Annotated in this window: 8 protein-coding genes and 1 pseudogene; 3 read left to right on the forward strand and 6 right to left on the reverse strand. The window is 69.2% G+C overall.

The features are described from left to right. Positions 1 to 112 precede the first annotated feature (112 nt). The 4 genes from AB0F41_RS30555 to AB0F41_RS30570 all read right to left on the reverse strand — a co-directional run bounded on the left by AB0F41_RS30555 (position 113) and on the right by AB0F41_RS30570 (position 3,826). Positions 113 to 1,204: an inositol-3-phosphate synthase gene (locus tag AB0F41_RS30555; protein WP_357429882.1), complete on the reverse strand. Its 1,092-nt coding sequence runs from the start codon at positions 1,202 to 1,204 to the stop codon at positions 113 to 115. After that, the gene (locus AB0F41_RS30560) at positions 1,197 to 1,757 is read right to left on the reverse strand and encodes a PadR family transcriptional regulator (protein ID WP_357429884.1); all 561 of its coding nucleotides are present in this window, start codon (positions 1,755 to 1,757) and stop codon (positions 1,197 to 1,199) included. The genes AB0F41_RS30555 and AB0F41_RS30560 overlap by 8 nt, the downstream gene beginning before the upstream one ends. Positions 1,758 to 1,918: 161 nt before the next feature. Beyond that, positions 1,919 to 2,728 carry a DUF1707 domain-containing protein gene (locus AB0F41_RS30565; protein ID WP_357429886.1) on the reverse strand — a complete coding sequence of 270 codons (810 nt, stop codon included), beginning with the start codon at positions 2,726 to 2,728 and terminating at the stop codon, positions 1,919 to 1,921. 9 nt (positions 2,729 to 2,737) lie between these two features. Next, complete coding sequence (locus AB0F41_RS30570; protein ID WP_357429888.1) at positions 2,738 to 3,826, reverse strand: DUF1707 domain-containing protein; 1,089 nt, start codon at positions 3,824 to 3,826, stop codon at positions 2,738 to 2,740. A 298-nt stretch (positions 3,827 to 4,124) separates the two neighbouring features. Between AB0F41_RS30570 and AB0F41_RS30575 the strand changes: the two genes are divergently transcribed. The 3 genes and pseudogenes from AB0F41_RS30575 to AB0F41_RS30585 form a co-directional block, all read left to right on the forward strand. Further along, positions 4,125 to 4,538, forward strand: coding sequence for a DUF5318 domain-containing protein (locus tag AB0F41_RS30575; RefSeq protein ID WP_357429890.1), 414 nt, complete (start codon positions 4,125 to 4,127; stop codon positions 4,536 to 4,538). A gap of 548 nt (positions 4,539 to 5,086) precedes the next feature. Further along, a complete protein-coding gene (locus AB0F41_RS30580) occupies positions 5,087 to 7,594 on the forward strand; it encodes a transglycosylase domain-containing protein (protein WP_357429892.1) in 2,508 nt (835 codons plus the stop codon). 189 nt (positions 7,595 to 7,783) lie between these two features. Then, positions 7,784 to 9,301 (forward strand): annotated as a pseudogene (locus tag AB0F41_RS30585) (glycosyltransferase 87 family protein); the annotation flags it as partial. A 244-nt stretch (positions 9,302 to 9,545) separates the two neighbouring features. Here AB0F41_RS30585 and AB0F41_RS30590 read toward each other — a convergent pair. Both AB0F41_RS30590 and AB0F41_RS30595 read right to left on the reverse strand, forming a co-directional pair. Then, entirely contained in the window at positions 9,546 to 11,156 is a 1,611-nt protein-coding gene (locus tag AB0F41_RS30590) for a TerD family protein (RefSeq protein WP_357429894.1), read from the reverse strand. Between the two features lie 20 nt (positions 11,157 to 11,176). Continuing rightward, positions 11,177 to 12,508: a TerD family protein gene (locus AB0F41_RS30595; RefSeq protein ID WP_357429896.1), complete on the reverse strand. Its 1,332-nt coding sequence runs from the start codon at positions 12,506 to 12,508 to the stop codon at positions 11,177 to 11,179. Positions 12,509 to 12,956 lie beyond the last annotated feature (448 nt).

Below are 12,956 nucleotides of genomic sequence, written 5' to 3' on the forward strand. Positions count from 1 at the left end.
GTCCGCGACCTGTCAGCCCTCGAAGCGCATGTGGCGAAGCCACGAGTCTCGAGGGCTGACAGGCGACGCTCAGGGGGCCGAAACCCGCGGCGCCGAAGGCGCCGCCAACAACTCAAGCGTCGATGATGAACGCCTCCAGCTGAGCCCGCGCGATATCGTCGGCCAGCTGCTTCGGCGGGGACTTCATCAGGTACGCCGACGCCGGGATGACCGGTCCGCCGATACCGCGGTCCTTGGCGATCTTCGCCGCCCGGACCGCGTCGATGATGATGCCCGCCGAGTTCGGTGAGTCCCACACCTCGAGCTTGTATTCCAGGTTCAGCGGCACATCGCCGAAGGCCCGGCCCTCGAGGCGGACGTAGGCCCATTTGCGGTCGTCGAGCCAGCCCACGTGGTCGGAGGGGCCGATGTGCACATCGCCGGCGCCCATTTCCTTCTTCAGGTTGCTGGTGACCGCCTGCGTCTTGGAGATCTTCTTGGACTCCAGCCGCTCCCGCTCCAGCATGTTCTTGAAGTCCATGTTGCCGCCGACGTTCAGCTGCATGGTGCGGTCGAGCTGGACGCCGCGGTCCTCGAACAGCTTGGCCATCACGCGGTGGGTGATGGTCGCGCCGACCTGGCTCTTGATGTCGTCGCCGACGATCGGGACACCCGCGGCGCGGAACTTCTCGGCCCATTCCGGATCCGAGGCGATGAATACCGGCAGCGCGTTGACGAACGCCACCCCGGCGTCGATGGCGCACTGGGCGTAGAACTTGTCGGCTTCCTCGGATCCGACCGGCAGGTAGGAGACGAGAACGTCGGCCTCGGAGTCCTTCAGCACCTTGACGACGTCGACCGGATCGGATTCGGCGAGATCGATGGTTTCGGCGTAGTACTTGCCGATGCCGTCGAGGGTGGGGCCGCGCTGCACGGGGACGCCCAGCGGCGGCACGTCGGAGATCTTGATGGTGTTGTTCTCGCTGGCGAAGATGGCCTCGGACAGGTCGAAGCCGACCTTCTTGGCGTCCACGTCGAAGGCGGCCACGAATTTCACGTCCCGCACGTGGTATTCGCCGAACCGCACGTGCATCAGTCCGGGCACCGTCGTGGAATCGTCGGCGTCCCGGTAGTACTGCACGCCCTGGACGAGCGAGGAGGCGCAGTTGCCCACACCTACGATGGCGACGCGAACACTGGACTTGCTGGTGTCTCCACTACTCATGGCCGGTATTTCCTTCTTTCTGTGGTGCCGCCTTCGTCGATTGCTCCGCCGCAATCAACTCGTTGAGCCAGCGCACTTCGCGCTCGCTTGATTCGAGTCCGAGTTGATGGAGTTGGCGGGTGTAGCGATCCAGCGAGCCACTCGCTTTCTTGATCGCTTCCCGCAGCCCCTCTCGGCGCTCCTCGACCTGACGCCGCCTGCCTTCCAGGATCCGCATCCGCGCTTCCGCGGGGGTACGGCTGAAAAAGGCCAGGTGGACGCCGAAGCCGTCATCGGTGTAGTTCGCCGGCCCGGTATCGGCGAGGAGCTCTTTGAAGCGCTCCCGGCCTTCCGGGGTCAGCTGGTAGACCCGGCGGGCTCGACGGGTGGTCGCCAGACCCTCGGGAACTTCCTCCGCGATCAGCTCCTCCGCCTGCATTCGTTTCAGGGTCGGGTAGAGCGATCCGTAGGAAAAAGCCCGAAACGCCCCCAGCAGACCGGTGAGCCGCTTCTTCAGCTCGTAGCCGTGCATAGGCGCTTCCAGGAGCAGCCCGAGGATTGCCAGTTCGAGCACCGGGCTTCACCCCCTGACTTCCGTACAGAACTAACCAATGGATGCGATTGCAAACTATATCGCACCGATATAACCACGCATAGTTCAGCGCGATACACACCACATGCGCACAGATGTGTTCCGCGCCGCCCCGAGCGCGGAAAAAGCAGGAAATCCCCGGGTCAGGGGGCCGGGTCGACCTCCATCGGCCGACCCGACATGGACACCTTCACCGCGGCGGCGGCGCCGGAAGCGCCCTCGACATGGATATCGATCACCGGCCCGGCATCCTCGGGCGCGATGAGTTCGTAGCCGATCTCCACCTCGGCGACGGCACCGGTCTCCAGACCCGCCGAAGCCACGGCGCCGGCCAGAACACCCGCCACCACCGGCAGATCGAGGGTCGACAGATCGATCGGGCGGCCCTCGGCATAACTCGACAGACTCGAGTTCTCGTCGTGGAATCCGTCGGCGTCGAACTCGTAAACCCTGGTCGCGCCCTGCTCGAGCCGCTGAACCACCACGCGCTCCGGGTAGAGCTCGACCTTGTCGGCGATCGTATCGCCGAACTCCTCGCGATAATTGCCGATGAAGAACGCCAGCCCGCTGCCCGTGACCGGACTCGGGATCGACCCGGACTCGACCGCCGCCGTATCGGGGCCGGTGCCGGTGGTCCCGGCGGTCGCGCCCGGACGGGCGAGCCCCGCCACCGCCCCGATCACCGCGGCGGCGACCAGCACCGCGACCGGTAGCCACCACCGCCGCGAGGTGCGGTCACGACGCAGAATCGCGGCGCCGGCGAGTTCGCCCGGTATCTGCAGATCGCGAATGAGCGCGTCCAGGTCGTGCGCGAACTTGGCCCGCATGGCCGATCGCGTCCGCGCGGTGTGTTCCGCGGTGGTGAGCTGCCCGTCCGCCAGTGCGGAATCCAGTAGCGCGCACACCTCGACGCGATCGTTGTCGCGCGCTCTGACCTGCTGGGTTCTCGCCATGGCCGGTATCTACCCCTCGAACGGCCACACCCGCAGCACCGCACCGGAGAGGTCGAGCAGCAGATGGCCGGATTCGTCGAAGGAATTATCGGCGTAGACGGCCACCACGGGTCGTTCCTCCCCGGCGGACAGGGGGTGGAATGTGAACTGGATCATGGAGACCGCACCATCGGGCACCTTCATCAGGGCTCCCGCGTCCGCCGCGACAGCGGCCACCGCGGCGAGGTTCACCGTCGCCAGATCGATGACCGGAGTATCGAGTTTGCGGGTGGTGACATCGCGGTCCTGTCGGAAACCCCAGCGATAGGTGTACTGGACCAGCCGGTTCGGCTGTCCGGGTACGGACCGCTCCACCGAGGCGTGGTCGGCGAACAAGGTGATGTCGTCGGTGAGGGTGTCGCCGAACTCGGCACGATAGTCCGCGACGAACTGCGCCAGCCCCGCGTCGGTCAGCAGATCGGGGGTCGCGATCACCACCGGCGCGATCCCGTCCGAATCGACAGGGCCGGGCTGCACGGTCTCCGGACCCGCCGCCGCGGGCGGGGCCGCCGCCGCGGGCTCCGGATCGCGGGCGGTCAGCGTGAATGCCCCGAACGCCACCGCGAGCGCGGCGACACCCAGCACCGCGGTACCGACGACCCTGCGGCCGGTCCCCGGCGGGCGCGGGGCCACCGGGGTGCGGCGCGGGCCTTGCAGATCGGTGGTGAGGTCGGCGAGATCGCCCAGCGTCGCGGCTTCGGCCAGTAGTTCGGCGTGGGCTCGGTATTCCTCCTCGGTCAACTGCCCTTCACCGAAGGCCCGGGCGAGCAGTTCCGAGGCGGCCGCGCGATCGGCATCGCGTGCGCGGGTACCCGGCGGATAGCCGCGCGCGGGTTCCGCGGGTGGCGCGGGCCGGGCGCGGGCGGCGCCGGCCGACTGCAGGTCCGCGGTCAGATCGGACAGGTCACCGAGGGTTTTCGCGGTCCGCGCCGCGGCGACGCGGTCGTGGTATTCCCCCGCCTCCAGCTGACCTTCCGCATAGGCGGCGTCCAGCACACTCGCGGTATCGGCTCGGTCCAGGTCACGCGCGCGCATCCGACCGGGTACTGCTGTGGGCACTCACGAATCGTACGGCGCGGATACGACGTCCGGGCACGTGATCTGCGCCGTTCACCGGCCGGTTTCCGGCGGGCTGTCCGGACGGGCACGATATCGGTTGGCACATATGCGCCATGCCGGCGTGGAATCGACCGCTACGCACCGGTGATCGCGCCGTCCGGTCCGTGGACGTATCCGGTCCCACGGGCCCCGGACAGGTCACCCGGGGTGGTGCGAGGGGAAGCGCCGGCGGATGTGCCGCCCCGGGAATCCACTGCAGCCCCGGGCGGCACAAAAACATCACGGCTACTCTGGGAGCGTGCGAATTCAGCGGCAAGTGGTGGACTATGCGCTCCGGCGCAAGTCGCTGCTGGCTGACGTCTATGCGGGCCGTGTCGATGTCGCCGAGGTATGTGACGCCAATCCCTACCTCCTGCGTGCGGCCAAATTTCACGGCCGGGGGAGCGAGGTCACATGCCCCATCTGCCGGAAGGAACAACTCACCCTCGTATCCTGGGTCTACGGCGACGGCCTGGGGCCGGTCGCGGGTTCCGCGCGCAGCCCGGAAGAGCTGGTACGCCTGGCGGAGACCAGAGAGGAATTCTCGGTCCACGTCGTCGAGGTGTGCCGGACGTGTAGCTGGAATCATCTGGTGCAGTCCTATGTGCTCGGCAAGACTCCGGGGCGCCGGCGTTCCGGTTCCCGGGTGAACCGGCGCACAGCCGCGGAATGAACCCGTCCGGCCCGAATAAGGTGTCTGCGCCGAGCCCAACGAACGGGGCGCCGGAGCGCGGGCCCTTCAGACCGATACGAGCTTTGGAGACCTAGTCAGTGACTTCGCCCTACGAGCCCCCACCCGGCGATGACCCGCGCGGTGGTCGCACTCAGCGCGGGCCGGTTCCTGGCCGGGAGCCGCAGCAGCGTCCGGGTGCGCCGAACCGCGGTCCCGCGCCGAACGCGAACGTGCCACGGCCGGGCCCGGGCGGACGTCCGCCGGGCCCCGGCGCGCCACGTCCGGGCCCGCGACCCGGACCCCCGACCGGTCCGCGACCGGCCGCGGGTGGCCCGCGTCCCGGTCCGGGCGGGCCGCGTCCGGCGCCGAGCGGCCCCCGTCCGGCGGTCCAGGGTCCCCGTCCGGCCCCGGACGGCCGCCGTCCGGGGCCCGGCACCGGCGGTATGCCGGGCGTGCCACCCGGCCAGCAACCACCCCAGCGCCCCGGCCCGCCGCCGGGACGGCCGCCCCAGGGACGGCCACCGCAGCCCAACCAGCCCACTCAGCGGATGAGCGGACGGCCGGGCGAACCCGGCCAACCGCCACGCGGGGAACAGGGCACCGCGAAAATGCAGAATCCCGCCGCGCCCGCGGAGCCGACCCGGCGCGAACGCGTCGCGCCCGGTCCCGGGCCACGCCCGGGAGCGAACACCGGTGAACGCCGGGCCACCGGCCCCGACGGCCGGCCGACCCGCTCCGGGGCGGGCAGCGGGCCGCCGCCGCGCCGCCCGGGCGGCGGACGGCCGGGCGGCCCCGGCGGTCCCGATGGTCGTGGCCCGGCCGCGAAACGCAAGAACCGGTGGAAGATCGCCCGGCGGATCGCCTATGTACTGATCGCGCTGGCGATCGTCGTACCCAGCACGGTATTCCTGGTCGCGTACTCCACCGTGTCGGTACCCGAGCCCGGTGACCTCAAAACCAACCAGGTCGCAACGATCCTCGCGGCCGACGGGGACACGGAGATCACCCGCGTCGTACCGCCGCAGGGCAACCGCACCGATGTGACGATCGACCAGATCCCGCCGCATGTGCGCAATGCCGTGATCGCCGCGGAGGACCGCGACTTCTACAGCAACCCGGGCTTCTCGATCTCCGGTTTCGCCCGCGCCGCGCGCGATAACGTGCTCGGCCGCGAAAGCGCCGGCGGTGGTTCGACGATCACCCAGCAGTATGTGAAGAACGCGCTGGTCGGTGACGAACGCAGCCTCACCCGTAAGCTCCACGAGCTCGTGATCTCGGCGAAGATGGCGCGGCAGTGGAGTAAGGACGAGATCCTCACCGCGTACCTGAACACCATTTATTTCGGGCGTGGCGCCTACGGTATCGACGCCGCCTCCAAGGCCTATTTCGGTAAACCGGTGCAGGAGTTGAGCCCCGAGGAGGGCGCGGTCCTGGCCGCGACCATCCAGCTGCCGTCGCTGCTGGATCCGGAGTCCAATCCGGAAGGCGCCCAGGCCCGCTGGAACTATGTGCTCGACGGTATGGTCGCCGGCGGCAATCTCGACAGCGCCCAGCGTGCGGGGATGACCTATCCCCAGGTGCAGTCGTCGAGCGCGGCCGGGCAGAAGACGGATTCCACCGGTCCCGAAGGCCATATCAAGGCCCAGGTGCTGCGCGAGCTCGGCGAGGCCGGTATCAGCGAACAGCAGATGAATACGGCCGGTCTGCAGATCACCACCACGATCGACGCACAGGCACAGCAGGCCGCGCTCAACGCCGTCCACACCAATATGGAGGGCGAGCCGGACAAATTGCGCACCGCGGTGGCCTCCATCGACCCGAAATCGGGCGCGGTACGCGCCTACTACGGCGGCGAGGACGGCTACGGCTACGACTTCGCCAACGCCGCACTGCAAACGGGTTCCTCGTTCAAGGTGATCGGCCTGGCGCAGAACCTGGAGAACGGTGTCCCGCTCTCGCAGATGTACGACAGTTCGCCCATCACGGTGAACGGTATCGAGATCACCAACGTCGAGGGCGAGCAGTGCGGTGTCTGCACCATCGCCGAGGCGTTGAAACGGTCGCTGAACACCAGCTTCTACCGGATGCAGATCGAAATGCAGAACGGCCCGCAGAAGATCGCCGATATGGGCCACAAGCTGGGCATTCCGGAAGAACTGCCGGGCCTCGGCCCGACACTGACCGAACCGGGCGGCGCGGGTCCGAACAACGGTATCGTTCTCGGCCAGTACCAGGCCCGCCCACTGGATATGGCGTCGGCCTACGCGACGCTGGCCGCGTCCGGCATGTACCACAAACCGCATTTCGTGACCAAGGTCGTCACCGCCGACGGCCAGGTGCTGCTGGACCGCGGCGACCCGGCCGGCGAGCGCCGGGTCTCCGAAGCGGTCGCCGACAACGTGACCGCCGCCATGGAGCCGATCGCGGGCTATTCACGCAACCACGGTCTGGCCGGCGGCCGCCTCTCGGCCGCGAAGACCGGTACCGCCCAGCTCGGCGATACCGGTGAGAACAAGGACGCGTGGATGGTGGGCTACACCCCGTCGCTGGCCACCGCCGTCTGGGTCGGCAGCACCGACAACTCGCCGCTGCGCAACTACGGCGGCGCGATGATCTACGGTTCCAGCCTGCCGTCGGATATCTGGAAAGAGACGATGGACGGCGCGCTCGAGGGCACGCCCAACGAGAAGTTCCCCAAACCCGCTCCGATCAAGGGGCAGGCGGGTGTGCCGAAGTGGACCGCGCCGTATACCGCGCCCTCGACGACGATGCCGTCGTTCGAGCCGCCGGTGGTGATCCAGCCGAGCCAGGTCGAGATCCTGCCCGGTATCACCATCCCGGTGCCCGGGGTGCAGCCCAATCCCCGTAGCCAGACGCAACCGCAGGGACAGCAACAGGGCGGCCAACCGCAGGGCAACGGCGCGGGTCCGATGCCGGGGCAGCCCACGGCCGGCTCCCAGCCGACGATCACCCAGGCGCCGAGCGCCGGAACCGAGGAGGATACGGACGGCGGCGGCACCGATTCCGGAGACGGCGGCGGGCCGGACGGCGGATAGCCCCCGCCCGCCGGGCCGCGCCGCCCTGAGCGGCGCAATCCGGCGCCGTCCGAACCCGGACCCGGGTAACAGGTAACCTCGGGTGCCGTGAGCGAGCAGCGACCGGCGGGTGGGCCGGACGAGGGGGTCCGAAACGTCCGAACGGGCCGGTCCGCTACCACCGGATACGATTCGCCCGCGCCGCTCGCCCTGGACCTGCGCTCGGCCGACGCCCGGGACAAGCCCAGCCGCAACGATTCGATGACCGCGCAACTGTGCACCGTCATCGGCGGCCCGGTCGGCGATCACGCCCTGATCGGGCGGACCCGCTTCTGGACCCCCATGCGGGTCCTGCTGGCGTTCACGGTGGTCTTCCTCGCGCTCGGCTGGTTCGCCAAGGCGGGCTGTATCCAGCAGACCGAGGTCGCCGGCGGCGGGCTCACACTCGACTGGAACGACGGCCGCCAGTACACCGCCATGTGTTACTCGGACACCGTGCCGCTCTACGGCGCCGAACGACTCAACGAGGGCGCCTTCCCATACAAGAAGTACTGGGTGGAGGAGACGCCGGGCGGCGATACCGAGATCCGGCATATGGAGTATCCGGTGCTGTCCGGGCTGTACCAGTACGTCGCCATGCTGGTGGCCAAGAGCTGGGACGCCGGCCCGCTACCCGGGGCCCTGCAGGTGGTCCTGTACTTCAATGTGGTGGCCCTCGGCCTGTCCGTCGCCTGGCTGGTGACGATCTGGGCGACCGCACTGCTGTCCGGGCGGCGGGTGTGGGATGCGGCCCTGGTGGCCTGCTCACCCCTGGTGATCGTGCACGCGTTCACCAATTTCGACTTCCTCGCCACCGCGTTCGCCGCTCTCGGGCTGCTCGCCTGGGCGCGCCGGCGACCATTGCTGGCGGGGGTGCTGCTGGGACTGGGCGGCGCGGCGAAACTGTATCCGCTGCTGCTGCTCGGCCCGATCCTCGTCCTGTGCCTGCGTGCCGACACCATGCAGCGGACCCCGCGCGCGCAACTGTCGGTCCGGCTGCGCGACGTGGACAGCACCGACGCCCTCGCGACCTGGCTCGGTGAGATACCGCTGCGTATCCGGTTGCTCGCCACCCGTCCGCTCGGCGCGGCCGGGCTCACCACCGCGGGCGCGCTCGGCACCTGGGGTTTGGTGAACCTGCCGATCGCCGCGCTCTACCCGGACGGCTGGCGCGAGTTCTTCCGGCTCAACACCACCCGCCACGCCGATCCGGATTCGCTGTACAACGTGGTGATGTCGTTCACCGACTGGGCCGGGTTCGACGGACCGCTGCGGCACGGCGAGGCGCCCACCGTACTCAATCTGGTGTCACTGCTGCTGTTCACGGCGGCCTGTCTGGGTATCGCCTATATCGGGCTCACCGCTCCCCGGCGGCCGCGGCTGGCGCAGCTCTGCTTCCTGGTGATCGCGGCCTTCTTGCTGACGAACAAGGTGTGGAGCCCCCAGTATTCGCTGTGGCTGGTACCGATCGCGGTGCTGGCCCTGCCACATCGGCGGGTGCTGCTGGCCTGGATGACGATCGACGCGCTGGTCTGGGTGCCACGGATGTTCTACTACCTCGGCATCGACCGCAAAGGCCTGCCGGAGCAGTGGTTCACCGGGACCGTGCTGCTGCGGGACCTGGCCGTTCTCGCCCTGTGCGGTCTGATCATCCGGCAGATCTACCGGCCCGACGAGGATCTGGTGCGCCGCGACTACCTGGACGACCCGGCGGGCGGGGTGGTGGACGGCGCCCCGGACCCGCTGCTGCCGTGGCTTCCGGAGATATTGCGGCCCCGGATATCCCTGGACACGCACTGGACCCGTGCCACGGCGACCGCACGGGCGGGTCGCCGTGACACCGGCGCCGAGGCCCGGCGGCCCACGAACCGCGGAACGGTTGTACAGACCGCCGACCGCGGAACGGTTGTACAGAGGGCCGACCGCGGAGCGGTTATACAGATCTCAGAATCCGCGCCTGCTGTTCCGGTTCCTGTGGGAGCAGATCCAGATCCAGCTGCCACGCATTACCGGTCCACGGGTCGAACAGCGGAGTTCCGCTGACGGTGGGCAGATGCCGGCAGGACCGGGACAAGGCCGCGACCGCGCCGTCGCTCGAATCGGATTCGTCGGCGCCGACGATCACCAGGGACAACCCGATCAGGTCGCCGCGTGCCAGCAACGCCACCAGCCGCTGCGCGTCCGCGGCCTGGTAACCGTGCGGGAAGTCCGCCGCCACCAGGATCCGGTGCTCGGCGGGCGGAGCGCCCTGCCCGGAGTTGAAGGCCATCTCGGCGAGTTCGGCCGCGTCGACCAGTCGCTGCAACCGCGGCGAGATACCGGAATGATCGGTGATCGGCGGTTCGGTCATCACCGGTGCCAGCCGGCCGATCAGGCCCGCGAAAGCGCCCGTGAGGTCCACGATATCGACGACGGGTCGACGGCCCGGAGCGGCACGCAGCAGCCGGGCCAGCAATGCCCCGACCACCGGCGCGACCGCCGCCGACGATTCGGTATCGACCCACAGCGGCCGGTTCAGCGGGACCGGCACGCAGTACGGCACTCGCAGGCCGCCGCGGTCGAGCGCATACAACTCGCCCAGCCGGATGCCGTCGGAGGCGGTGGCGGGCCGGTCCCAGGCCGGTGAGCGCCACGAGGCCAGCGACGCGGGCAGCACCGATTCCGCCTCGGCGAGTTCCCGCTGCAACTGGATACAGTCGCGCTGATGGCCGGCCTCGGCGGTGGCGGTGAGCTCGTCGTACCGGCGCTGGGCGGCGGCGCGGGCCGCGTCGGCGGCGGGACTGTTGCGGGTGGCCGGATCGGAAACCGCCGCCGACAGTTCCTGGTCGAGCCGCTCGGTCGCGTAACCGCGCGCCGATTCCAGCGCGGCCGCCGAACGCGCGGCGTCCTCGAAGATCATCCACAGTCGTTCGAGCCCGTGTCCCACCTCCAACGGCTGCGCCTCGGCCGGCCCCGGTGCGGCGGGCGGACCCGGCACCGGCACGGTCGCATCGACCACGGTGGTCGCACCGGCCGCTACCGGAGCCGCCGGCCCCTGACCTTCGACACCGGACGCCGCCCGGCTGTCCGCGCCCGGCGGCGCATAGGCCTCGGCACCGTGCACCCGCAGCAGTTCCATGAGCCCACCGGCATAGCCCTGGCCGACGGCACGCAGTTTCCAGCCGCCACCGCGCCGATACAGTTCGAGACAGATCAGCGCCGATTCCCCGGCCTGCGGCGCGATCACGAACTGCGCGGCCGGGATGTCGTTCTCCGACAGGCTCGCGGTGAGCACACCCGTCCCGCTGGGCGCCGACGCCACCAGGAGCACGGCCTGCGCGTCCGAGCGGACCTGCTCGAGGGTCACGACCACCGCGGCGGCCGATTCGATCCGCACACCCGGTCCCGCCGGCCGTTCGGCCAGCAGGACATCGTCTTCCGAGCCCACCCGCAGATCCGCGGCCACGACCAGCGCCGAGACACCGAGCGGTACGGCCGCGTCCACCTCGAATCGCACCACCCCGCCGGCGAGAGGGATGTTCTGCCCGGACTGCAACTGTTTCATATTCCCGCCCCCGACTCCGTTCATACCGGCAGGAACCGGCCCAGCTGCGGAATCGCCTCGCCCGGATGTTTGGCGTTGAAACCTTCGCCGATGGCCTGCATCTTCCAATCCGGTCCTGCCCGGAACAGTTTCGCCATCGCCATCGCGGTGGTCGGGGTGCCGCCGGTGAGCGAGTAGCGCGCCAGCTCACCGTTGTTCGCACCGTCGATCAACCGGCAGAACGCGTTCTGCACCTGGCCGAACGTATGACCCTTGTAGGAGGTCACGATGAAGACCAGGTTGTTGACGTGGGCCGGAATACGGGTGAGGTCCACCAGGATCACCTCATCGTCGCCGGCGCCCTCACCGGTGAGGTTGTCACCCTGATGGCGGACCGAGCCGTCCTTCGAGGTCAGCTGCCCGTAATAGGCGACATCGATCGGATTCATATCGGCGAACATCACCACCGAGGCGTCCAGGTCGATATCCACGGTGCGACTGCCGAACATGCCGCGCTGCTGTACCGGATCCCAGCCCAGCCCCATCTTCACGAAGGTCAGCGCCGCGCCGTCCTCCTTCCGCAGGCTGACCCGTTGCCCCTTCTGCAGGCTCACCGGGCCGGTCTTGCTCAGGCTGATCTCGTTGGGCGGCTGTTGCTGCTGCGGCGGCACCGGCTGCTGCTGATACCCCGCACCCGGGGGCGGCGGGTATCCCCCGCCCTGCGGCGGATACGGCGCGGTCGGCTGCTGCGGCGGCGGAGGCGGCGGCTGGTAGGACGGCGGCGGAGGCGGCACCGGAGCGGTCTGCTGAACCGGCGGCGGAGGCGGAGGCGGAGGCGCGGCGGCAGCCGTCTGGGTTTCCGCGGGGGAATCGTCGACGGTGACGCCGTGATCGGTGACCAGCGCCGCGAACCCGCCCGCGTAGCCCTGCCCGACCGCACGCACCTTCCAGGCGCCCTGCCGCCGGTACAGCTCCAGCGCGATCACGATCGACTCGGAGGCGAGCCCCTCGATCCGGTACTCGTACAGCGCCGCGCCCGACTGATCCGACACCCGGGCCACCGGCGGCGCCGACTGCCCGAAGTTCGAATCGGCATCGTCGAGCGTGATCACCGCCCGCACCTGCGCGATATCGGCCGGCACCGCCCCCAGGTCCACCGCCAGCGACGCCGGCTGCCCCGCGGGCCCCGGCCGCAGGTTCACCCCCGGCCCCGTCGGCTGGTTGTAGAACACGAAATCGGCGTCGGACCGGACTTTGCCCTGCTCGGTCACCAATAATGCGGACAGATCGGCCGGAGCGGCCAACTGAATCGAAATCACCACATCATTGGTGCCCAGTGGACCGTTCTGTCCCTTGGCGAGTGTTGCGGACAAGTCAGACCCTTCGCTTGTCGGTGCGTATAAAAGCCACTCTACGGCGTGCGGTTGCCCATTTATGGGCCACGACCATCGAGCACTTACATGATCACGGAACCTACCCAGGTTTCGCCGGTCCGGGGCAAACTTCGACACGGCGTGCGGTTGCCCATCCATAGGTCGCGACCATTGCGCACTTACATGATCCGGGAACCTACCCAGGTTTCACCCGCTTCGGCGCAAAGGTCTATGCAGACCCCCTATCACCGGCCCCCACCCCGAACAAGCCGGATACGGCCGCGCGCCACCCTCTCCCAACCCGACCACCCACCCTCATCCGGATGCGCCACTCCCCGAACACGGCCCACCCTCCCGGCGCCGAGTTCAGCGAGGCCCTGAAAGGGTTCGGCCCGCGTCGCCTGTCAGCCCGCGAGACAATGCGCCGCAGGCGCGAGGCCTCCACCAC

Origin of the sequence: Nocardia sp. NPDC024068 (assembly GCF_040638875.1) — a bacterium.
Lineage (GTDB): Bacteria > Actinomycetota > Actinomycetes > Mycobacteriales > Mycobacteriaceae > Nocardia.